This is a genomic window from Herbaspirillum huttiense, from assembly GCF_047300815.1.
Lineage (GTDB): Bacteria > Pseudomonadota > Gammaproteobacteria > Burkholderiales > Burkholderiaceae_D > Herbaspirillum > Herbaspirillum huttiense_A.
Window position 1 is genome coordinate 1,226,689 of the sequence record NZ_CP178608.1, and the last position, 20,323, is coordinate 1,247,011.

The following is a 20,323-nucleotide window of genomic DNA, read 5'->3' on the forward strand; positions in this document are numbered from 1 at the left end:
CCATGAGCAGCCAGGCTGTCATCGAAGAGGCCCCTGTTGAAGGGGCGGAGGCATCCGACGTCGTTGCGCTCTCGGGCGAAGTGTTTGGTGCCCTGATCAATCTCTCTGGCCGCCGCCGTTTCACCTCGCAGCGCCTGGTGTTGTACGCAGTGCTCGCAGCACAGGGCCAGCAAGGGGCTTGTGCCACTGCGCGCGAGGCATTGGGACTGTTCCGCAGCGCCCATGCGGCCTTGCTCAAGCGTTCCGGGGACTTGCCCGGCGTATTCTGCCCGGAGCTGGAAGAGGTGTATTTCGGACGCGGCCGGGGCGATGCGCGCATCACCGGTTTTGCCGAATTGGCCCAGCGTACGCTCAATGCCATCGAGGACAAGCTCAAGACCGGCCCGGCCCTGCTGGAACAACTGGTGCAGGAAACCACGCCGCTCCTGGCCGTGTTGAACGAGATCACGGCGGTCTATGAAGCGCAGTCGAAGAAGCATGCGCGCCTCATGCGCGAACAGTTGCGCGGCATCATGACCGATATCGAAACCATTGCGCGCGAAGCCAAGATGGTGGCCTTCAATGCCCGTATCGTGGCGGCGCGATCAGGACAGGCGGGCAGGGAATTCTCGGTGGTGGCCGGTGTGCTGTCCAACATCACCGGCGAAATCGATGAACTGGTCAAGGAAGCACTGAGCGGCGCGGCGGCCTGAATGCGCCTTCCTGACACCATTCATCTGCGTTTAATGCTCTTTTCTTGAGCATTCAATTTTGCTTAATGCTGCTTATCGGCTCTTCAGCGCCGCCCATGCCACCAGCAGCCATGCTGCGAGGAAGGCCACACCGCCGAACGGCGTGATGGCGCCCAGGATGCGCGTGCCGGTCAGGGCCAGCAAGTAGAGGCTGCCGCTGAAGATGACGATACCCGCCAGCATCAGCCGGCCGGCCCAGTGCAGGGCGGCCCCGGCCATGCGCGGCATCAGCAGCGCAATGGCGATCATGCCCAGCGCATGCATGACCTGGTAGGTCACGGCGGTGTGCCAGATGGCCAGCATCTCTTCGGAAATCATTTTCTTCAAACCATGTGCGCCGAAGGCGCCACAGCCCACGGCCACGAACATGTTCAGCGCGCCGGCGGCGATCAGGGTGCGTTCTTTCATTGGTCTTGTTCTCGGTCAGCGATCAACTGCGATTCAATAGGTGGGACGTACGCCCTTGCCCAGCCGATACTCATGCCGCAACACGAACTGCGACGTGGCGATCAGCCCCGACAATCCCAGGATGAGTTGCGTCAGCGTATCCGGCGGCAGCACCCAGACGCTGCCGGCCGGAGCAGCCACGTTGGCGGCCGCGCTGATGACCGGGGCGGCCCACGCGGCTTCTTCGCTCACGTCCAGCAGGATCTGGCCTTCGGGCGTGGTGTGCAGATGGATCTCGCCGCCCAGCTCCAGCGTGAAGCAGATGCCCTGGCCGGCGTTGACGGTGTTCATCTTGTGACGGAACACCACGGCCTGCAGCTCGCGGTTGTAGGTGTCGATCCAGGTCTCCACCTCCTGCACGTTCTGCAGCACGATCCACGCGCGCGGCGCAGGGATGGTGTCGGCACCGGCAACGGCGTCATCGGGGAAGATCGGTTCGGGGGCTTGCTCGGACATGGTCAATGCAGGACCGCGCCACGCGCGGCCCGTGGTGGCTACGGGGAAGGCAGCAGTATATAGGATCGCCGTGACTGGAGGCGCCAGCCGTCGACTTGCAAAAGTGCTTGCCTGGCGCTCGGCACTGGCGGTAGCTTATGCGCTCCGGGTTGCCCGGCCCTCATCATAAAAATTCCATGCGCCAATTCTCTTTCTCCGCCTTCGGCAGGCTGCTGCCGACACTGGGCCTGTGCGGCCTTCTCCTCATTCCCCTTGCTGGACGCGCCCAGCAGCTGGCGCTGGACATCAACGAAGCAGTCAGCAGCATCGAGGTCAGCGTCAAGGACCTGTATGGCCGGCAAGAGAGCGGCAAGGTCGTCATCACCCAGTTCAAGCCGGCCGGACCGGGTCCGTTCCCGATGGTCATCCTCAGTCACGGACGCAGTCCCACCAATCGCCAGGATCCACCGCGTTTTCGCTTCACCAGGCAGGTGCGCTACTTCGTCTCGCGCGGCTTTGCCGTCTTCGAGCCGACCCGCATCGGCTACGGCGCCTACATGACGCAGTTCGATCCTGAGGACAGCGGCAGTTGCTCCAGCAAGGATTACGCCCCCATGGCGGAGGCCGGCAGCACCGAAATCCTGGCCGTGCTGGATTACGCCAGGCAGCAGCCGTATGTCGATGCCAAGCGCGTGCTGCTGGTGGGACAGTCAGTGGGCGGCTACCTCACGGTGGCCACCTCCGCGCACAATCCCGAGGGGGTCGTGGGCGCAATCAATTTTGCCGGCGGCTCCGGCGGCGATCCGGAAAAACGTCCCGGCAATCCCTGCGCACCCCAGCGGCTGGAAGAGATGTATGCCCGCTTTGGCCAGGCCACGAAGATGCCCATGCTGTGGATCTATACCGAGAACGACCTCTACTTCGCCCCGACCTACAGCAAGGCGTGGCACGAGGCCTTCGTCAAGGCCGGCGGCAATGCGGACTATCGGCTCCTGCCGCCCTTCGCCCAGAACGGGCATACGCTCTTTGCCCGTGGCCCCGAGATCTGGGAGCCCATCGTCGGCGAGTTCCTCGACAAGCTCGGCCTGCCGGCACCGCGTGCGCCTCAATAAGCCAGCCGATACGCCTCGTTGGTCGATTCCAGCCGGCTGGCAATGACCTTGACCACATACGCATGCAGCCGCAAGGCCGTGGCCGGGTCCTCCCGTTCCAGCTGGCGCAGGCTGGCCAGCGTCAGTTGCCAGGCGCGCGTGGGACGATCGGTGACCACGTCGGCGGTGCGCCGCTGGCCACGGTAGAGCGCCATCTCGCCCACGATGGTGGCGCTGCCGAAGGAACGCAAACGCATGCGGCCGCCCCCTTCCAGGGGGAGCGAGATGCTGACCAGCCCCTCGTCGATGAAATACATCGAATCGCCCGCATCGCCCTTGCGAAACAGCATCGTGCCGGCGGCCAGTTCCACCTTCTCCATGCGCGCCAGCAGGGCGGCCAGTTCGCGTGGTTCGAAATGCTCGGCCAGGCTGGTATGCAGGGCATCACGCGATGGGTCGCCTGCGGCGTGTTGCAGCAACTGGTCTTCCACCCATTCCAGTGCCAGGTCGAGATCGGCGAACTCGCGCGGGGCACTGCCGGGGAAGGCGGCGCGTGCGATGGGGCGGCGGATCGCTTCGCTGATGCCGGTGAGGATCAGGGTCACCTTGTAGTGCTCGCACACCTGCGCCAGCTTGACGAAGCTCTGCGAGGTCGATGCGTCCAGGCCCTGCACGTGGCGGAAATCGATGATGATGAACTGGCGCGGCGACTGCAGTTGCTCGCGCACCCTATGCACGATCTGGTTGGCGCTGCCAAAGAACAGGAAACCCTGCAGGCGCATGCCGAAGACGCGCTGGCCCAGCTGCTTGAGTTCGGCTTGCGCGGCAGCGCTGCGCTCGAGCTTGGAGTGCAGCGTGGCGCCGGTGAATTCCATCTTCACGCAGGATACCCGGCCATAGTCCAGCACGAACAGCACGCAGGCCACCACCACGCCCAGCGCCACGCCGGTGACGAAGCCATAGCAGGCCACCACCGCCACGATCAGCACGATCAGGAAATAGTCCCCGCGTGCCAGGCGGCGGCTGCGTACCAGCCATTCATTGAGCAATCCGCCCCCCAGGCCGATGAGCAGGCCTGCCAGGACCGGCTTGGGGAAATAGCCCAGCAGCGGTATGAAGAACAGGGCAAACACCAGGCAGAGCACCGCAGCCACCAGTGTGGCGATGCGGTCGCGCGAGCCGAAACGGTAGTTCAGCAGCGTGCGCGAGAGCGAATGACAGCCCACCACGCCGCCGAAGAGCCCGCTGAGCATGTTGGCCAGGCCGGCGCTGCGCAGCTCGCGGTTGAAATCGACCTCGCGCCGTGTGGCCAGGCTCACCCCGGTGGCATTGAGCAGGATGGCCAGCGTGGTGACGGCGATGAGGGCCAGCAGTTCGCCATAGTGGCGCCACAGGATGTCCCAGTGCACCAGCGACCAGGAAACTTGTACCGGCAGCTGGACATGGCCCACGCTCAGTGGCGCGAACATCCAGCCATGGGCGCGCGCCTGGGCCAGCGAGATGCCGCTGGCAGCCAGGGCGCCGTAGAAGGCGGCACTGGCCAGGGCCAGCGAGACCGGCAGCGCCAGCGGATGCTCGAACTTGCGCCCGGGCAGGCCCAGCATGCCAATCACCACGATGGCCACCGGCAGCAGTTCCTGCCAGTGCAGGTCGATACCGGCGCTCAAGACATCCGGCCCCAGGGGATGCCCGGTCAGCACCGTGAAGGCGCCGGTCCACAGCAGATAGCCGGTCCCGGCCAGGAAACCGCCGATGACCGGGAAGGGGACGAAGAGCACCAGGTTGCCCCGGCGCAGTACGCCCAGCAGCATCAGCACCAGCCCCACCAGCAGGCTGCTCAGGGTGATGGCGGTGGTGACCGTGGCCAGGATCTCGGCCGGCGACAGTTGCGCGCGCTGCATGGTGGCGCTGATGCCGCCGACCATCAGCGAGAGCAGGCCCACCGAATTGGAGTCCGCCCCGCCCAGCATGAAGGGCAGCGAGCTGGTGAAGCAGATCACCAGCAGGCACAGCACGCTGGTGATGAACATGAGCGGCAAGCCCGCCTGCAGCAGGCCCTCGCCACTGCTCCCGAAAATCATGACGGCATAGCTGACCGCATAGCTCACCGACACCAGCGTCACCACGCAGGCTGCCGGCAGACTGCCCAGCCAGTGGCGTGCGCGCGTGAGCAGACCGGATTGTGGCATCAGATGACTTTCCCCGAAGGCTGCGCGTTTGTGCGGCATGCCTGTACTCCCCATCGATATGGCCGCGTGCGTGCCGGCCGTTCTTGTTGTCTGGCGTGGTCCCGCAGGTCCCCGGTGCGCCCCCGCGCACCGTTCCGGCTCAGCGCCGCCGCAGGTGCATTGCCCCGGCAGTCGCTGGTGTCTCGGTATTGCCAATGATGAATGCCAATCTATCACACGAAAATGACAGAATTGCAACAAAAGTGGGCTTTCGTGAGTTAAGTGAAGCAATAGAAAAGGATTCCCGCGGTGACGGCCGTACACCCGTTGCACGCAGGAAAATGAGAACGTTTTCGCGGTGTGGGAAGGGCGATTGGGCGGTGCTGGCGAGATTACATTCTCGCGATGGTCAGTTCACACTTGCGAATCGATTCCTGCCCGCGCAGCATGTCGCCCTTGAGCGCGTAGATCGGAGCGCCGGCGGTGATGCTGCCGGTAAACCGGAATTGCCACATCCGGTCCGGATCATTGACCCGGTAGCCGAAGCCGATCACGTCGAGCCGGTTGCTGGCGAGCTGTCCGGTCAGGTTTTCGGCCACCATGGCATTGCGGCGATGCAGGGAGATGGCGACCTTGCCCACTTCCGCCTCGAAATGGGCCTGGTAGGCTTGCGAGAAATCGCCGTTGTCGGCGCGCGCTTCGCAGGTCATCAAGCCGTACCAGCGCTCGCCACTGCGCACGCTGTTGGGACTGGCCGCGGCGGGCGGCAACTGCGCTGGCGGACGAACCGGCTGGGCTGCGGGCGGAGCCATCGCCACGGGTGGTGCGGCTGGCGCAGGTACCGAGGCCGGAGGCTGCGTCAATGCCGGTGATGTCGGTGATGTCGGTGATGCGGGTGCAGCGGCAGCGGGGGAGCTGGCCGTGCCGTTGCGCCTGGCGAGGGCGGCGCGGCCGCGTGTCTCCAGATCCCAGATCCATTCTGCCGGCACCGCGAAGGAGAGATTCTGCACGGTGGCCCCGGCAATCATGGCGGTGGTGATGCCGATCAGTTCGCCTTTGTCATTGAACAGCCCGCCGCCGCTGGAGCCCGAGGAGATCGGCGCCGAGGTCTGCAGGAAGCGCAGCTTGCCATCGTTGTCCAGCCGCAGTGCCGAGAGCAGGCCATCGCTGATGGTTTCTTCCAGCGCGCGGGGTGCTCCCAGCGTGAAGACTTTCTGCCCGACCCGCAGGCTGCGCGCCGGGGCGATGGTGACGGCGGGCGCCTTGAGGCCTTCGGCACGGACCTGGCAGAGATCGCGCTCCGGATCCGGAAACTCCAGCTTGCCCGCCAGCGTGAGATTGCCGCGCCGCAGCTTGAAGCTGCTGGCGCGCGCCAGCACGTGGCAATTGGTGACCAGTCGTTCGGGCCCGATCACGACGGCCGAACCGGTACTGAAGATTTGTCCCTGCGCGTCCATGGACTGCACTACCCAGATGCTGGGCGAGAGTTGCTGGAACATGGTTTCGGCATCCAGGGCGTGGGCCAGCGGCGCTGCGGCGAGCAGGGGGCAGAGCAGGCCAAGGAGCTTGGTCAGGCGGCTTCTCATGGAGGGGCGGTCTCAGGGGGCAGGCAAGAGGTTCTTGAGGTCGTCGATGGTGACCTGGCCACGGCGCCCTTGTTGCGCTGGCGGCAGGGGCGTGAAGACCAGGGCGGATTTGATGACGTCCTGTTCGGGTGGTGCGGGCGACTGGCCTGCGCTTTTCACGTAGGGGCCGATGAGTTTGAGGATGACTTCGGCGCTCAGCACCGCCTGGCCTGGATACTCGGCGGGCTTGCGCAGCATCTTGACCACGGCATTGCCGGAGTAGGTGATGATGGTCGTGCCTGGGGTGTAGATGTAGACGGGGGCAGAGTGGGTGGCGGTGGGCGTGAGCAGCGCCAGGGGATCGTTGCTGCTTTGCTGTTCGCTCTGCCAGGAGGTATTGGTCATGGGCGCAGCGACCGGTTTGGGAACAGGATCGTTGGGCTTGAGGATGATGAAGTGGGAGTAGCCCTGTTGCTGGGTCAGTTCGGCGCAGCGATAGATCCAGTAATGCCAGACCATGTCGCGGCTGGTTTTGCCGTTGCCGGAGAAGGTGACGCGGTACAGGTCATCGGCCAGCTTGGCATCGGTATAGCCCCCGGTCAGGCCGCGCGGCCCGTAGGCGGTGGCGCAGCCGGCCAGCATTGCCGCTGCCAGCACGATGCTGGCAACGCCCCTGAATGATGATGTCAACATCATGTTGTTCTTTGTTGTGTGGATGATGTGGACCCTTTGGGGCCGGTATGAAGTTCTTATCCGGCAGGGTCTCGATTCAATGTGTGAATCTTCACATGGCGTTCTGACAAAGGGCTGACGTGGGGCTGACGGGGAGTTTTCTTCAGAGAAGATTGAAACGGGAGGTGGCCAGGCGCGTTGGGGAAATGTCGGGATGTGAAGGAGGGGGCAAAAACAAAAAGGGCTCCAGCGAACTGGAGCCCTTCTCTTGTACTGCTGAATTTCTGGTAGGCCGTGGGGGGCGAACTTGGGACCAACGCACTATTTGTTCCTCCCGCCCGCTCTTAAATCATTGAGAAGAAAGAAAAGTCATTAATTAAGTAGATGGTTTTAGAGGCTTCGATGAAGGATGCTCCTGCTTGTTACTGGCTGAAACTCAATGATCTGTAGCCTGCTGAAGGCCACTGCGGATGCCGGCGCGGAATGCGGCATTTTCGTCTCGCCACTCGTCTTGTTTTGCTTAGATGTGAAGTATCATGAAGATCATCAATACGTGTCCCTCTCCTTGATTATTTTGCACTTCTAACAGGATCCTCTAATGAACTACAAAGAAATTGCGACTCCCGATATCGAAGAATTGGTCTTGAAATTGAGGAGCGAACTTAGAAGAAGACGTTTTCAGACAAAAGAAGCGTCAGACAAGAACCCTTCCGAGAGGGAACTTTTAGCTATTGCCGAATACGAGCGCCGCGTTAATGCTGGGGAGTTGGTCGAGCCGTTGGTAGAAAAAGTGGATCTTGAAACGTTGGTAGGCACTGAGATTTATGAAAAGGTGTTTCATATTGATGAAAGCTCATACATCAATGTCAATACCGTCAGAGGGATTGCACTTAAATTCTACACACCAAATTTGCGCGCATTATGGCAATCCTTCGGTCAAGAATATATCGAGCCGGAGCTTCTCAATTTCATTGATGGCATGACATCCGAGTCGGTGTTCTTTGACATCGGAGCTAGTACCGGTGTTTTTTCACTTTATGCCGCAGCGAAAGGTATCAGGACCTATTGCTTTGAACCGGAAGTTTCGAATTTCAATATTTTGAATACATCTGCTTATCTGAACCATGAAAAACTTAAAGAGTTTTTCAATGCATTCAACATTGCCGTCGCTGATAAGACTGCAACAAGCACCATGTTCATAAGGAAATTTGAGGCGGCAGCTCACGAAAAAATATTGGGGGCTGCGATTACTCGAGACGGTTCTCATCGCTTCCAATACGAATATCAACAGAAGGTTCTTTGTATGTCTCTCGATGAAATATGCGAAATGGAGGGCGTGGTGCCTACTGACATAAAAATCGATGTTGATGGTGCTGAGCTTTCGGTCATTCGCGGCATGTCGAAAGTGCTGGACTCACCGAGTCTTAAGAGAATTTTTATCGAGATATCCGAGAATGAAGAGTCGTCGGTTTCTGCTCTCAATATGTTGTTAGAGCGCGGTTTTAATATTGCTTCTAAAAAAAGGGTTCAAAACTATTTTACGGAGTATAACTACACCTTAACTCGTTAAGAGAGTACATCACCGAAATAATCGGCACTTACAGCCTTGGGCAATTTATTGGTTTGTTGAAAAAAACCGGAGACGCCAAATGGCGCCTTAATTTGCCGCCCACGTCGCCTATTGGCTGAATCTTCTTTGTGGGCAACCTGCTCATGTTGAGGGCGGGTTAAGCGAAAGCTTGGTGATGACTCAGGGGAAGGCGACATTTGCATGAGAATGCGTGGCCTATGCGGAGATGATTGAGAGAATGTGTAGGCCATCTGCAGCCTCAAAATTTAGGCATATAAAATTCCACTTCCAAGTGAACTGAACCTATACAGTTGGACGGTCAATAGCGGATTAGGTCCTCAAGGATTGAGTTTTGTATTGCACAGGTCTTAGTCCTATCAAGTAAGAACGCGACAGAGCATTTATCTATCAGTTGCAGAGGCTCGAATTGCCGGTAAGTATCTAGGCAAAGAGGATTTTGTACGCAAAAAACAAAAAGGGCTCCAGCGAACTGGAGCCCTTCTCTTGTACTGCTGAATTTCTGGTAGGCCGTGCGGGATTCGAACCTGCGACCAACGGATTAAAAGTCCGCTGCTCTACCAGCTGAGCTAACGACCCGAAAGACCGCTATTATAGGCAAACTCTATCGGCGGTGTCAACACTGCGCCGTCACAAACGATCATCGATCGTTCATCAAACACCATCACCGCGATGAACCCGCTTACTTGAGCGATGCCATCCTGTCCTTGCCGGTCTGCGCGGCAGGGGTGTTGGGATACTTGGCGATCAACTGTTCCAGGGTCTTCTTGGCCGCTGCCTTGTCCTTCAGTTCGGCTTGCGAACTGGCGATGTTGAGCAGGGCGTCAGCGGCCTTGGGGTTGTCCGGATAATTCTTCACCACCACCTGCTGCGCAGCGATGGCTCCCTTGTAGTCGCGCTGGGCGTACAGGGCATTGCCTTGCCAGTATTGCGCCGAGGCGGCGTAGCCGGATTGCGGATAGCGCTTGAGGAAGTCGGCAAACGCATTGCCCGCTCCCTTGTAGTCGCCACCCTTGAATTGCGACAGGGCCGCATCATAGGCCTGCTGTTCGGACACGCCCACAGCCACCGTCTGGCCATCGACTTGCACCTGCTGCGGCTCGAGCTTGCGCAGGCGTGCATCTAGGTCGACGTAGAAATCCTTCTGGCGTTGCTGGGCGTTGGTAATCTCGTTGGTCAGCACCTCGATCTGGCCGCGCAGCGCCGCAATCTGGGATTGCAGGTTGTCGTTGCGGTCCGAGAGCGTCAGGACACTGTTCTTGTCAGCCTTGTTGGCAACGTCACGCTGCAGGGCTTCGATCTTGGAACGGATGTCCAGGATGGCCTTGCGCGCCTCGTCATCATCAAACAGGCCGGCACGGGCGGTAAGCGGTAGGAAAGCCGTGGCGGCCAGCAAGGCCGCCACGGTTACCGATTTCAGTTTGAAAGCGGTATGCATGTCAATTACTGGTAAGCGATGTCAGCGCGACGGTTCTCGGCGTAGGACGATTCATCCTGGCCCAGTGCCTTGGGCTTTTCCTTGCCGAAGGAAACCGCTTCCACTTGTGCATCCGACACGCCCAGCAGCACCAGTGCCTTGCGCACGGCTTCTGCACGCTTCTGGCCCAGGGCCAGGTTGTACTCGGCGCCACCGCGATCATCGGTGTTGCCCTGGATGATTACCTTGCGGTCCTTGTGGGCCACCAGGTACTTGGCGTGGTTTTCGATGACGGTACGGTATTCCGGCTTGACAGTGTAACTGTCGTAGTCGAAGTACACGCTACGCTTGGCCAGCACGCCTTGCGGGTCGTTCAGCGGATCAACCGAACCGGCGTTGACGGTGCCCACGGCGCGGGTGTCAGCGCCGTTGCTGGCGCCGTTCTGCACGGGAGCGTTGGCCTTGTCGTCCAGCTTGGTCGACGAGCAGGCGGCCAGCAGAACAGCGCTGGAGACGATGAGGGCGAAGGTACTGATAGTGCGCATTTGGGATTTCTCCTTGTCGTGATGAAAGCAATATTGGATTTCTTTATTTCATGAACGGACCCCAGGTCGGTTCCCTGATATCACCGGCCTGCGTCGTCAGACGCTGTTTGATTCGGCCATCGACGGAAACGACGGCCAGGGATCCGCGACGACCAGATTCCGTCGCGTACATGATGTATTTGCCATTGGGCGCAAAGCTGGGCGACTGGTCACGGCTGCCGTCGGAGAGGCGAATCTCCTGGCCATTGGTCAGGTCCAGTGCATACAGCTGGAACAGGCCATCGCGACGCGAAATGAAGGCCAGCGTCTTGCCATCCGGCGAAATGCGCGGGCTGATGTTGTAGCTGCCATTGAAGGTGACGCGCTGGGGCGAACCACCATCCAGGCCCACCTTGTACACCTGCGGGCCGCCGCTGCGGTCGCTGGTGAAGTAGACGCTACCGCCATCCGGCGAAAACTGCGGTTCGGTATCGATGCCGGCACTGTTGGTCAGGCGGCGCAGGCCCGAACCGTCGGCATTGATCACGTACACCTGGGTCAGGCCGTCGCGCGTCAAGGCCACGGCCAGGCGCGAGCCGTCCGGCGACCAGGCCGGGGCCGAGTTGCTGCCCTTGAAGTTGGCCACGATGGAGCGCTGGCGGGTCACCAGGTTCTGGATGTAGACCACCGGCTTCTTCATCTCGAAGGAGACGTAGGCGACCTTGGTGCCGTCCGGCGACCAGGAGGGCGAAATGATCGGCTCATTGGAGCGCAATGCCACCTGCGTGCCTTCACCATCGGCATCGGCCACTTCCAGGCGGTATTCGCTGCCGGACTTGGTCACGTAGGAGATGCGGGTCGAGAAGATGCCGGGAATGCCGGTCAGCTTCTGGTAGATGTCGTCGGCGATCTTGTGTGCGGTCAGGCGCAGCAGTTGCGGCTGGGCACCGATGGACAGGGCCGAGAGCTGGCTCGACTGCACCGTGTCGAAGAGGCGATAACGCACATCGAAACGGCCATCGGCCAGGCGCGTGACGCTGCCCACGGCCAGTGCGTTGGCACCGCGCTTCTGCCAGTCGGCATAGTTGATGGCCGAGGAATCGGAGAGCGTATCGCCATTGTCGATGAGCTTGAAGACGCCGCTGCGGGCCAGGTCGGCCTTGACCACCGAGGTGATCTGCTGCGGGGCGGCTTCTTCGCCGGGGAAGGCGGTGATGGCCACCGGGATCTGGGAAGCACCCACGCCGGTGATCTCGAAGCGGATCTGCGCCTGCGAGGCCGGGGCGAAGGACAGGCCGGCCACGGCCACCATGGCAGTGGCCATGCGCGTCAGGGACAGGGTCAGGTAACGGGCTTTAATCATCGTTTACTGATCTTTCGGATAATGGGTGAATGTGAAGCTGGACGGTACCTTGCCATCCGTGTCGGCCGGGAAGGGCTGGGACTTCATGATGGCAGTGCGCACGGCTTCGTCGAAGCCAGGGACGCCTGAAGGCTTGTTCACACGCACGCTGCGCACGGTCCCGTCCGGGAACAATTCGACAGTGTACTCCCCGGCAGGGTTTCCGCTGACGCCGCTATTGTCGAAGACCGTGTTGCTCTTGATCTTCGCGCGCAACTTGTTGGCGTAGTTGGGGCTGCCCTTCGGACCTTGCGATTTCTCGGCCGTGCCGGTCCCACCGGTGGCACTGGTGGCCTGGCCCATCATGCGCTTCAAGTCTTCCTGGCGACGCGCTTCAGCCGCCTTGGCGTCGGCCGCGGCTTGCTGCTGCTTCTTCTTGTCGGCAGCCTGCTTCTCGGCGTCGGCCTTCTTCTTGGCCTCTTCTTCCTTCTGCTTTTCTTCCTTCAGCTTCTTCTGCTTGTCGGCTTCCAGCTTTTCCTTCTTCTCGCGTTCAGCCTTGTCCTTCTCGGCCTGTTCCTTCTTCTCGCGCTCGGCCTTTTCCTTCTCTGCCTTGAGCTTGTCAGCCTTTTCCTGTTTCTCCTGCTCTTCCTTGCGCTTCTTTTCCTTCTCTTTTTGCAGGGCGATATCGGGCTTGTCGAGCTTGGGCTCGTCGATCACCTTGGGCGCGACGGTCTTGGGCTCGATCACGGGCTGCGGCTTGGGCGGCTCGACCACCGGTTCCGGCTCGGGCTGCGGCTGGGGCGGCGTGGGCAGGGGTGCGGCTTCCTTGTACTGCGGATCCCAGATCTCGGCTTCCACCGTCAGCGGTGTTTCGCTCTGCCAGCGGATGCCGACCCAGAAGAACAGGAACAAGGCCACGTGCATCACCAGCGCCAGCGTGATGGCGCGCCAGCGGCCGGGGGGCTTGGGGATGGTGTAGTGTGCGTTATCGCTCATATCACTCGGCTGTGCGCTTACTTGGTGGCCAGGCCGACCCGCGCGATTCCCTGTTTCTTGGCTTCCGAGATGACTTGCACCACGTCGTCGTACTTGATTTCCTTGTCGGCCGAAATCATCACGGCCAGCTCCGGATTGTCCTCATGCAGCTTGCGCAGGCGTTCGGACAGGTCGGTCTTGCCGGTGACGGTCTCGGCCTTCTTGCCGCCGCTCTTGGGGCCGTTGATGCGGATGGTGGCCTGGGCGTTGGGCTTCAGGGCGATCTCGATGTAATCCGACGGCGGCTGTGTGGACTTGCCGGCCGTGGGCAGGTTGATCACGCTGGGATTGGTGATGGGCGTGGCCACCATGAAGATGATGAGCAGCACCAGCATCACGTCGATGTAGGGCACGACGTTGATCTCGGACTTGAACTTGCGGGGACGGCCCCCGCGCATCGATGAGCCAGCCATTAGCGTGCCTGACGTTGCAAGATGTTGGAGAACTCTTCGATGAAGCTCTCGAAGCGGATCGCCAGACGGTCGATGTCGTGCGAATAGCGGTTGTAGGCCACCACCGCCGGAATGGCCGCGAACAGGCCGATGGCCGTGGCGATCAGGGCTTCGGCAATGCCGGGTGCGACCGCCGCCAGGGTGGCCTGCTGCACGTTGGCCAAGCCACGGAAGGCGTTCATGATGCCCCAGACGGTGCCGAACAGGCCCACGTAAGGGGAGACCGAACCGACCGAGGCCAGGAAGGCCAGGTGCGATTCCAGCGCATCCATCTCGCGCTGGTAGGCTGCGCGCATGGCGCGGCGTGCGCCGTCCAGCAGCAGGGAGGGTTCGACTGCACCGCCGCGCGCGGCCACCGATGCCTTGGCCTTGGTGAATTCCCCCATGCCGGCCTGGAAGATGCGCTCCAGCGCGCCACCGCCATCGGCCTTGCGGCGGTTGGACAGGGCATCCTGGTACAGGGCCGAGAGATTGCCGCCGGACCAGAAGACGCGTTCGAATTCCTCGGTCTGCACACGCGCCGAGCGAATGGTGAACATCTTGCGGAAGATGTAGGTCCAGCTGATGATCGATGCCGACAGCAGCAGCAGCATCACCAGTTGCACCAGGACGGACGCGTTTGCGATCAGTGAAATGAAGGACAGGTCTTGTGTGACGTTCATGGGAAAGTGTGGCGGCTTGGAGGCGGCGTTTGGATGATGAAGCTAGGTTAAGGATCTGTTGTAGTGTTCAATCGTTCATGTGTTGATGAAACGATACGAAACAAAAGACGGCAAATACGCAGAGAAGTTTTCCATGGTGCAGATTGTCCCAGCCGGCGGGAGCATGTCGCCCTGCGGCGACACGCTCAGCACCATAAAGGCCCGGATGAGCTTTTCCGTTGACATCATGTGGTCGCTTTGATGCAGGTCATCAATTCGTCAGGAATCGGACGCGGCCGGAAAGTGGCCTGGTCCACGCAGACTACGGTAATGCTGCCGCGTGCCAGCAACCTCGGTTGCACGTCGTCGGCACTTGCGCCCTGGGCGCCGTCCCCCGACGGCAGGCGCCAGGCCTCCTGGATGAATTGCATGGAGGCATTGCGGCATTTTTCGACCACGACGGTCAGGCGGAGTTCATCGTCCAGGCGGGCGGGCGAGAAGTAGTCGACGCTGGTGTTCTTGACCACGAAGATGGCGCCGGTGGTCTCGGCCAGGTGCTGTTGCTGGAAACCGAAGGAGCGCAGCCATTCCGTGCGGGCGCGCTCGAAGAACTTCAGGTAGTTGGCGTAGAAGACCACGCCTCCGGTGTCTGTATCTTCATAATAGACCCGGATTTTCCAGTCGAATGGACTACTGGCGGCACTCATATGCTTCTTGTTATTGGGAAATCTGCTGTGGCAGCAAAGAAGGAATCAAGAAAAACGAATCAAGGAAAACACATCGGCGATTCACTAGGATGCCGTCAGGCAAGCGGACTGGGAGGGGGCCGGCCGCTGCCAGAAGAACTTGTTCATCCGCCAGGATCAGGCGAGGATGGCGTTCTTGCGGTGCCAGGGCACCTTCGGCAAAAACGCCATTCTACTCCATCCCTTACTGTTTGCGCTTGATGTTGAAGGGGCTGAAGCCCTGGCAGGTCGGCATCAGTTCCATGTAGTTGATGTTCACATGGGCGGGCATGGTGGCGACCCAGAAGGCGGCTTCGGCGATGTCTTCGGCCGTCAGCGGGGTAGTTCCTTCATACACCTTCGCCGCCGCGCCATCGTCACCCTTGAAGCGCACGTTGGAGAACTCGGTGCCGCCGCACAGGCCGGGGGCCAGGTTGGTGGCGCGCACGCCGGTACCGACCAGGTCGGCGCGCAGGTTCAGGGTGAACTGGTCGACGAAGGCCTTGGTGGCGCCGTAGACGTTGCCGCCCGGGTAGGGGTAGGCACCGGCCACCGAGCCCAGGTTGATGATGGTGCCGCTGCCGCGCTTGACCATCTCCGGCAGCAAGGCGTGGGTGATGGTGACCAGGCCCTTGACGTTGGTGTCGATCATGGTTTCCCAGTCCGACAGCGCCACTTCGTGGGCCGGACCCAGGCCCAGCGCCAGGCCGGCGTTGTTGATCAGCACGTCGACCTGCTTCCACTCGCCCGTCAGGCTCTCCAGGCCGGCCTTGATCGATTCCTTGCTGGTCACGTCCAGCACCAGGGGCAGGACCTTGTCGGCACCCAGCTCCTTGACCAGGTCATCCAGGCGCTCCTTGCGGCGACCGGCTGCGATCACCTTGTGACCGTTGCCGGCAAATTTGCGCGCCATGGCGGCGCCGAAGCCTGCGGTTGCTCCTGTAATCAACACGACCATCTCTTGATTCTCCTGTTGTGTGGCAGTTGGACCGGCGCCGGCGCAGAGGCTGGATAAAGCTTCATGCCGGCAGTCCGGAAATAAAACGAAATTGTAGCCGAAAGCCGCTTTTTACGAGGATGGCGGCGCTATTGCTCGCGATTTTCTCGCTTTTTCGTTCATATTCGAATGGTGCGATGCTGTTGCGCGGCCACCATGGTTCTTGCCCAAATCGCCCCGTTTCACTACAATGCGTTCACCATTTCGTCTCACGTGACTGGCGAAAAGCCGATTAAAACCGGCCAAGATGGGGATCCATCGGGAAGCGTGAGATTTCAACAGCCGTGCGCCTGGGCAGCCGAATGGACAGTACGACTGAGGCTGCCCGCAATCCCATTCCATTTTCCAGGCCCTCATTCGATTTCGGAAGTCGAGCCCCCGGCATGTCCGCATGCTGCCGGTGACACGATCTTCGGCCCCAGCTCATCAATTTGGAGAAAAGCCATGTTTGACAAGAACCAGACTCTCGCGAAAGTCGATCCCGACCTGTGGTCCGCGATCCAGAAGGAAAACACCCGTCAGCAGGATCACATCGAGCTGATCGCCTCTGAAAACTACACCTCGCCGGCCGTCATGGAAGCGCAAGGTTCGCAGCTGACCAACAAGTACGCCGAAGGCTATCCTGGCAAGCGCTACTACGGTGGCTGTGAATTCGTGGACGTGGCCGAGCAGCTGGCCATCGACCGCCTGAAGGCCCTGTTCGGCGCCGAAGCCGCCAACGTGCAACCCAACTCCGGTTCCCAGGCCAACCAGGGCGTGTTCTTCGCGATGTTGAAGCCGGGCGACACCATCATGGGCATGTCGCTGGCAGAAGGCGGCCACCTGACCCACGGCATGGCACTGAACATGTCGGGCAAGTGGTTCAACGTGGTCTCCTACGGCCTGAACGAAAAGGAAGAAATCGACTACGACGCCATGGAACGCCTGGCCCGTGAGAAGAAGCCCAAGCTGATCATCGCTGGCGCTTCGGCTTACTCGCTGCGCATCGATTTCGAGCGCTTCGCCAAGATCGCCAAGGAAGTCGGTGCCTACTTCATGGTGGACATGGCCCACTACGCCGGCCTGATCGCGGCAGGCGTGTACCCGAATCCGGTGCCCTTCGCCGACTTCGTCACCTCGACCACCCACAAGTCCCTGCGCGGCCCGCGCGGTGGCGTGATCCTGATGAAGGCCGAGCATGAGAAGGCCATCAACTCGGCCATCTTCCCCGGTATCCAGGGCGGCCCGCTGATGCACGTCATCGCTGCCAAGGCCGTGGCCTTCAAGGAAGCGGCTTCGCCGGAATTCAAGGCGTATCAGCAGCAAGTGGTGAAGAACGCCGACGTGCTGGCCAAGACCCTGATCAAGCGCGGCCTGCGCATCGTCTCCGGCGGCACCGAGTCGCACGTGATGCTGGTGGACCTGCGTCCCAAGGGCCTCACCGGCAAGGAAGCCGAAGCCATCCTGGGTTCGGCCCACATGACCTGCAACAAGAACGGCATCCCCAACGATCCGGAAAAGCCATTCGTGACCTCCGGCATTCGCCTGGGCAGCCCGGCCATGACCACCCGTGGTTTCAAGGAAGCCGAAGCCGAAAAGGTCGGCAACCTGATCGCCGACGTGCTGGACAACCCGCACGATGCCGCCACCATCGAGCGCGTCAAGGCCGAAGTGAAGAAGCTCACTGAAGCCTTCCCGGTCTACGGCTGATTGATGTTGGAGAAGCCGGCCCGTTTCGGGCCGGCGTGAAGTTTCCTGCAAAAATCAGGAAACTTTCTGCGGTAGAAGATGTTGCTGACGGCGCCCGTTCCCGCGGGCGCCGTCGCTTATTGGACCCTGGTGTTTGCACTACCATACGATGGTGCCGGCGCTGTCCGGATGCAACACTGGCACGCCTGCCACGGCATTCATGCCAGGTGGTGCCGAAGTCCCGGGGGCCTGGCCCTCATTGTTCAGTTCAACCAGATCACTGCCACCATGAAGTGCCCATTCTGCAATCACGAAGACACCCCGGTGCTGGATACGCGCCTGTCCGAAGACGGCCATTCCATTCGCCGCCGCCGCCGCTGCGGCAATTGCGACAAGCGCTTCACGACCTATGAACGCATCGAGCTGACCATGCCGGTGATCGTCAAGAAGAATGGCAGCCGCACTGATTTCGATCCGGCCAAGCTGCGCGGCAGCCTGATGCTGGCCTTGCGCAAGCGTCCGGTATCGGCCGAGGCGGTCGACATGGCCATCCAGAGCATCCAGGACAAGCTGCTGCAAAGCGGCGAGCGCGAGGTGATCTCGGGGCAGGTCGGGGAACTGGTGATGCGCGAACTGAAACGCCTGGACAAGATCGCCTATATCCGCTTTGCCTCGGTCTACAAGAGCTTCGAGGATGTGAACGAATTCCAGGATGTGATCGATGAAGTGGGGCTGGAGCGCAAGGGCGCGAAGAAGCGCGAGAGCTGAGTGAGGCGACGCGGGCCACGGCCGGCTGGTCCTCCATCACGCCAGCAAGCATGTATAACAATCAGGCATAAAAAAACGGCTGCGAAAGCAGCCGTTTTTCTTGAATCTAAGTCCCGCCTGTGCCGCTGTGCCGGCATCCTGAACCTGACGGTTCAAGTTGGCTGCGGTAGTTCAATTTCGGGTTCATCGGACTAGCGACGCTCACGCCCATCGAACGATCCCACAGCCTATGCTCGTAAATGGTTCAAGGAATATATGGCAATCGCGAACACGGCAGGAGTACGAAGTCTAACCCATTCGTGATCGTCCTCCAAGACCTTCCTCAAAAATATGTCCGCGATTTTGTAACCGGATTTCCTGGCCTGCACCGTTGCGCGTCTGCAAAACAAAATGGCTGCGCAAGGCAGCCATTTCATCGACGTCAGCGCACAGGTTCGCGCTGTCAGCGGGATGCCAGCAGCGGACTCAGAACAACTTCTCCTGGGGCGCCAGCGCCTGGTCCACCACTTCAGTGATGGCGGCAATCTGCTGCTGCCACTGGGCAATGGTCAGGCCGGCGAAGGGGCCTTCAGCGCGTTGCATGCTCAGCAACTCGGCGGCGATGCCAAGTCCTGCCATCACGGCAATGCGGTCGGTGCCCTTGATGCGGCCGGCGTCGCGGATGGCGCGCATCCTCTGGTCGAGGTAGGCGACCGCGTGATGCAGTGCGGCCTGTTCGCCTTCCTGGCAGGCCAGGGTGTAGGACTGGCCCATGATCATGGCGTTGATCTGGATGGTGCTCATGCGGCCTCCTCATCGGCCGCAGCCGCTTCTTCCACTTCGGCCACCGGCAGTTGCGCCAGGACGGCGGCCACGCGGTCGTAGGCCTGGTCCACGCGGGAGGCGAGGGTGGTGTTGTCTTCGGAGAGCAGTTTGACTTTCCGGCGCAGCTCGGCATTTTCTTCGCGCAGGCCTTGTGCCAGCTGGGCGAGCTGAGTGACTTTTTCAGCCAGTTGCAGGAATTCGGAACTCATGTGTTGATTTGTTCGCAGGAATGGGATGACGCCGGCGGGCGCCAGCGTGTGTCAGAGATGTTCAGGATCACGGCGTCTCAATCGCACAATTATAAGCGCATTGCCGCGCCACCTGAACAAGAACGGCCGCACGCAGCGGCCGGATGGGTTTGGTCAGCGGCGGCCGGGTTTGGTTCCCGGCGCAGGCTGCGGCACTGCCTGCTACTTGTCGCTGCGCCGCGTGGCCTGGCCATGCATGCGCATATAGCCTTGTTGCAGCACGAAGTTGTCGAAGGCCGTCAGCAGGGGATGGTATTTCTCGCTGTTGCGTTCCAGTTGCATGAGCGCATAGCCGGTCGCCTCCAGGGTGGCCAGTTGCTCGGGCTTGTGCGACTTGCGGATGGTGTAGCGCGATGTCGGCGTGTCGATGAGCATCATGCGCGGCAGGGTTTGCAGGATCGGATTTTCGAAGAGCATCTTGCGGCTCTTGCGCCAGGTGCCATCGATGATCACCAGGCGGATGCGCTTGAGCAGCTCCTTCTTGTCCACCAACATGGTGCGCGCATCGAAATAGCGCGTCTCGGGGGTACAGACGTCATCCGTGTACAGCAGCACCGGGTGCACTGTCTCACCGGGAGGCACGTTGCGCAGGCGGGACGGCGCGTGCAGCATCGCCTGCAATTCTTCGGGATCGAAGGCCGAGCCGACCGCCAGCTTGCTGTAGGGCAGGCTCAGGTGCAGTAGCCGAACGCTGTTCTTTGCATTGTTGACTTCGAGCGGGTGCTGCAGGATCAGCACATCGACTGCGTGATCGATGGGGGAGGTCCAGTGGCAGATGCATGCTGTCAGTGCCCTCTGGCAGATGGGGCAGAGCAATCTGCGGGCCAATTGTTGATCGTGGTTGGAAACCAAAATGTTCAGCCTTCTGTAGTTAGCGATGGTCACCTTGCAGAACGGGAAGGCGGCCGCAAACCGGCGTGCGCCGCGCACCCCTTCGTGATCCCGTTCTTCGTGGGCCGTAGATTGGACTCAGTACTGCTGCCAGTCAATCGACATAAAGCGAAG

21 protein-coding genes, 1 tRNA gene, 1 other RNA gene and 1 riboswitch are annotated in these 20,323 nt (G+C 60.8%); of the genes, 5 read left to right on the plus strand and 18 right to left on the minus strand.

All coding sequences use genetic code 11. The annotated features are described in order from the left end of the window. The first annotated feature begins 2 nt into the window (after positions 1-2). A complete protein-coding gene (locus tag ACLRDN_RS05670; protein ID WP_413459332.1) occupies positions 3-692 on the plus strand; it encodes a type IV pili methyl-accepting chemotaxis transducer N-terminal domain-containing protein in 690 nt (229 codons plus the stop codon). A 72-nt stretch (positions 693-764) separates the two neighbouring features. Here ACLRDN_RS05670 and ACLRDN_RS05675 read toward each other — a convergent pair whose 3' ends face one another. Beyond that, positions 765-1,139 (minus strand): DUF423 domain-containing protein, encoded by a 375-nt coding sequence (locus ACLRDN_RS05675; protein ID WP_413459333.1) that lies wholly within the window; start codon positions 1,137-1,139, stop codon positions 765-767. Positions 1,140-1,172: 33 nt separating this feature from the next. Next, on the minus strand, positions 1,173-1,634 hold the full coding sequence (locus ACLRDN_RS05680; protein ID WP_413459334.1) for a hypothetical protein: 462 nt from the start codon (positions 1,632-1,634) through the stop codon (positions 1,173-1,175). Between the two features lie 176 nt (positions 1,635-1,810). Between ACLRDN_RS05680 and ACLRDN_RS05685 the strand changes: the two genes are divergently transcribed. Continuing rightward, positions 1,811-2,725, plus strand: a complete 915-nt coding sequence (locus ACLRDN_RS05685) for an alpha/beta hydrolase family protein (RefSeq protein WP_413459335.1) — start codon at positions 1,811-1,813, stop codon at positions 2,723-2,725. Here ACLRDN_RS05685 and ACLRDN_RS05690 read toward each other — a convergent pair. From ACLRDN_RS05690 to ACLRDN_RS05700, 3 genes are all read right to left on the minus strand, one after another. Continuing rightward, positions 2,719-4,893 carry an SLC26A/SulP transporter family protein gene (locus ACLRDN_RS05690; protein ID WP_413459336.1) on the minus strand — a complete coding sequence of 725 codons (2,175 nt, stop codon included), beginning with the start codon at positions 4,891-4,893 and terminating at the stop codon, positions 2,719-2,721. The two genes, ACLRDN_RS05685 and ACLRDN_RS05690, sit on opposite strands and share 7 nt — an antisense overlap. 371 nt (positions 4,894-5,264) lie before the next feature. Next, positions 5,265-6,458 (minus strand): S1C family serine protease, encoded by a 1,194-nt coding sequence (locus ACLRDN_RS05695; RefSeq protein WP_413459337.1) that lies wholly within the window; start codon positions 6,456-6,458, stop codon positions 5,265-5,267. 12 nt (positions 6,459-6,470) lie between these two features. Beyond that, positions 6,471-7,130 (minus strand): CC0125/CC1285 family lipoprotein, encoded by a 660-nt coding sequence (locus ACLRDN_RS05700; protein ID WP_413459338.1) that lies wholly within the window; start codon positions 7,128-7,130, stop codon positions 6,471-6,473. Between the two features lie 577 nt (positions 7,131-7,707). On the opposite strand from ACLRDN_RS05700, the gene ACLRDN_RS05705 reads away from it, so the two are divergent. Then, positions 7,708-8,679 (plus strand): FkbM family methyltransferase, encoded by a 972-nt coding sequence (locus tag ACLRDN_RS05705; RefSeq protein ID WP_413459339.1) that lies wholly within the window; start codon positions 7,708-7,710, stop codon positions 8,677-8,679. A 521-nt stretch (positions 8,680-9,200) separates the two neighbouring features. On the opposite strand, the gene ACLRDN_RS05710 is transcribed toward ACLRDN_RS05705, so the two are convergent. The 9 genes from ACLRDN_RS05710 to ACLRDN_RS05750 all read right to left on the minus strand — a co-directional run bounded on the left by ACLRDN_RS05710 (position 9,201) and on the right by ACLRDN_RS05750 (position 15,791). Next, positions 9,201-9,276: transfer RNA gene (locus tag ACLRDN_RS05710), tRNA-Lys, on the minus strand. A 103-nt stretch (positions 9,277-9,379) separates the two neighbouring features. Then, a complete protein-coding gene (ybgF, locus tag ACLRDN_RS05715; protein WP_088757309.1) occupies positions 9,380-10,135 on the minus strand; it encodes a tol-pal system protein YbgF in 756 nt (251 codons plus the stop codon). A gap of 5 nt (positions 10,136-10,140) precedes the next feature. Continuing rightward, a complete protein-coding gene (gene pal / locus ACLRDN_RS05720; protein ID WP_406851127.1) occupies positions 10,141-10,659 on the minus strand; it encodes a peptidoglycan-associated lipoprotein Pal in 519 nt (172 codons plus the stop codon). Between the two features lie 43 nt (positions 10,660-10,702). After that, positions 10,703-12,001, minus strand: coding sequence for a Tol-Pal system beta propeller repeat protein TolB (gene tolB / locus ACLRDN_RS05725; protein WP_413459340.1), 1,299 nt, complete (start codon positions 11,999-12,001; stop codon positions 10,703-10,705). 3 nt (positions 12,002-12,004) lie between these two features. After that, positions 12,005-12,976, minus strand: coding sequence for a cell envelope integrity protein TolA (tolA, locus tag ACLRDN_RS05730; RefSeq protein ID WP_413459341.1), 972 nt, complete (start codon positions 12,974-12,976; stop codon positions 12,005-12,007). Between the two features lie 17 nt (positions 12,977-12,993). Beyond that, positions 12,994-13,428: a biopolymer transporter ExbD gene (locus ACLRDN_RS05735; protein WP_145607719.1), complete on the minus strand. Its 435-nt coding sequence runs from the start codon at positions 13,426-13,428 to the stop codon at positions 12,994-12,996. Further along, positions 13,428-14,129: a protein TolQ gene (gene tolQ, locus ACLRDN_RS05740; RefSeq protein ID WP_413459342.1), complete on the minus strand. Its 702-nt coding sequence runs from the start codon at positions 14,127-14,129 to the stop codon at positions 13,428-13,430. Before tolQ ends, ACLRDN_RS05735 begins: the two co-directional genes overlap by 1 nt. 224 nt (positions 14,130-14,353) lie before the next feature. Continuing rightward, the gene (ybgC, locus tag ACLRDN_RS05745; protein WP_413459343.1) at positions 14,354-14,815 is read right to left on the minus strand and encodes a tol-pal system-associated acyl-CoA thioesterase; all 462 of its coding nucleotides are present in this window, start codon (positions 14,813-14,815) and stop codon (positions 14,354-14,356) included. 223 nt (positions 14,816-15,038) lie between these two features. Then, entirely contained in the window at positions 15,039-15,791 is a 753-nt protein-coding gene (locus ACLRDN_RS05750) for an SDR family oxidoreductase (protein ID WP_413459344.1), read from the minus strand. 242 nt (positions 15,792-16,033) lie between these two features. Continuing rightward, positions 16,034-16,133: riboswitch (ZMP/ZTP riboswitch) on the plus strand. 141 nt (positions 16,134-16,274) lie between these two features. Here ACLRDN_RS05750 and glyA point away from each other — a divergent pair. Together glyA and nrdR are read left to right on the plus strand one after the other, a co-directional pair. Beyond that, complete coding sequence (gene glyA / locus ACLRDN_RS05755) at positions 16,275-17,519, plus strand: serine hydroxymethyltransferase (protein ID WP_008326559.1); 1,245 nt, start codon at positions 16,275-16,277, stop codon at positions 17,517-17,519. Between the two features lie 267 nt (positions 17,520-17,786). Further along, positions 17,787-18,266 (plus strand): transcriptional regulator NrdR, encoded by a 480-nt coding sequence (gene nrdR, locus ACLRDN_RS05760; protein WP_413459345.1) that lies wholly within the window; start codon positions 17,787-17,789, stop codon positions 18,264-18,266. Between the two features lie 106 nt (positions 18,267-18,372). Here nrdR and ssrS read toward each other — a convergent pair. From ssrS to ACLRDN_RS05780, 4 genes are all read right to left on the minus strand, one after another. Next, positions 18,373-18,549, minus strand: a non-coding RNA gene (ssrS, locus tag ACLRDN_RS05765) — 6S RNA. A gap of 182 nt (positions 18,550-18,731) precedes the next feature. Continuing rightward, the gene (locus tag ACLRDN_RS05770; protein ID WP_413459346.1) at positions 18,732-19,049 is read right to left on the minus strand and encodes a cell division protein ZapA; all 318 of its coding nucleotides are present in this window, start codon (positions 19,047-19,049) and stop codon (positions 18,732-18,734) included. Continuing rightward, positions 19,046-19,279, minus strand: coding sequence for a DUF904 domain-containing protein (locus ACLRDN_RS05775; protein WP_413459347.1), 234 nt, complete (start codon positions 19,277-19,279; stop codon positions 19,046-19,048). Before ACLRDN_RS05775 ends, ACLRDN_RS05770 begins: the two co-directional genes overlap by 4 nt. 201 nt (positions 19,280-19,480) lie before the next feature. Then, positions 19,481-20,170, minus strand: a complete 690-nt coding sequence (locus tag ACLRDN_RS05780; protein ID WP_413459348.1) for a tRNA-uridine aminocarboxypropyltransferase — start codon at positions 20,168-20,170, stop codon at positions 19,481-19,483. Positions 20,171-20,323: the final 153 nt, after the last annotated feature.

What these genes read in the sequence shown, in the direction of transcription:
- ybgC (WP_413459343.1), bottom strand. Translation starts at nt 14,815, where the DNA reads ATGAGTGCCGCCAGTAGTCCATTCGACTGGAAAATCCGGGTCTATTAT.
- ACLRDN_RS05680 (WP_413459334.1), bottom strand. Translation starts at nt 1,634, where the DNA reads ATGTCCGAGCAAGCCCCCGAACCGATCTTCCCCGATGACGCCGTTGCC.
- ybgF (WP_088757309.1), bottom strand. Translation starts at nt 10,135, where the DNA reads ATGCATACCGCTTTCAAACTGAAATCGGTAACCGTGGCGGCCTTGCTG.
- ACLRDN_RS05705 (WP_413459339.1), top strand. Translation starts at nt 7,708, where the DNA reads ATGAACTACAAAGAAATTGCGACTCCCGATATCGAAGAATTGGTCTTG.
- nrdR (WP_413459345.1), top strand. Translation starts at nt 17,787, where the DNA reads ATGAAGTGCCCATTCTGCAATCACGAAGACACCCCGGTGCTGGATACG.
- tolB (WP_413459340.1), bottom strand. Translation starts at nt 12,001, where the DNA reads ATGATTAAAGCCCGTTACCTGACCCTGTCCCTGACGCGCATGGCCACT.
- ACLRDN_RS05735 (WP_145607719.1), bottom strand. Translation starts at nt 13,428, where the DNA reads ATGGCTGGCTCATCGATGCGCGGGGGCCGTCCCCGCAAGTTCAAGTCC.
- ACLRDN_RS05750 (WP_413459344.1), bottom strand. Translation starts at nt 15,791, where the DNA reads ATGGTCGTGTTGATTACAGGAGCAACCGCAGGCTTCGGCGCCGCCATG.
- ACLRDN_RS05670 (WP_413459332.1), top strand. Translation starts at nt 3, where the DNA reads ATGAGCAGCCAGGCTGTCATCGAAGAGGCCCCTGTTGAAGGGGCGGAG.
- ACLRDN_RS05675 (WP_413459333.1), bottom strand. Translation starts at nt 1,139, where the DNA reads ATGAAAGAACGCACCCTGATCGCCGCCGGCGCGCTGAACATGTTCGTG.
- glyA (WP_008326559.1), top strand. Translation starts at nt 16,275, where the DNA reads ATGTTTGACAAGAACCAGACTCTCGCGAAAGTCGATCCCGACCTGTGG.
- pal (WP_406851127.1), bottom strand. Translation starts at nt 10,659, where the DNA reads ATGCGCACTATCAGTACCTTCGCCCTCATCGTCTCCAGCGCTGTTCTG.
- ACLRDN_RS05770 (WP_413459346.1), bottom strand. Translation starts at nt 19,049, where the DNA reads ATGAGCACCATCCAGATCAACGCCATGATCATGGGCCAGTCCTACACC.
- ACLRDN_RS05700 (WP_413459338.1), bottom strand. Translation starts at nt 7,130, where the DNA reads ATGTTGACATCATCATTCAGGGGCGTTGCCAGCATCGTGCTGGCAGCG.
- ACLRDN_RS05685 (WP_413459335.1), top strand. Translation starts at nt 1,811, where the DNA reads ATGCGCCAATTCTCTTTCTCCGCCTTCGGCAGGCTGCTGCCGACACTG.
- tolA (WP_413459341.1), bottom strand. Translation starts at nt 12,976, where the DNA reads ATGAGCGATAACGCACACTACACCATCCCCAAGCCCCCCGGCCGCTGG.
- ACLRDN_RS05775 (WP_413459347.1), bottom strand. Translation starts at nt 19,279, where the DNA reads ATGAGTTCCGAATTCCTGCAACTGGCTGAAAAAGTCACTCAGCTCGCC.
- ACLRDN_RS05690 (WP_413459336.1), bottom strand. Translation starts at nt 4,893, where the DNA reads ATGCCACAATCCGGTCTGCTCACGCGCGCACGCCACTGGCTGGGCAGT.
- ACLRDN_RS05695 (WP_413459337.1), bottom strand. Translation starts at nt 6,458, where the DNA reads ATGAGAAGCCGCCTGACCAAGCTCCTTGGCCTGCTCTGCCCCCTGCTC.
- tolQ (WP_413459342.1), bottom strand. Translation starts at nt 14,129, where the DNA reads ATGAACGTCACACAAGACCTGTCCTTCATTTCACTGATCGCAAACGCG.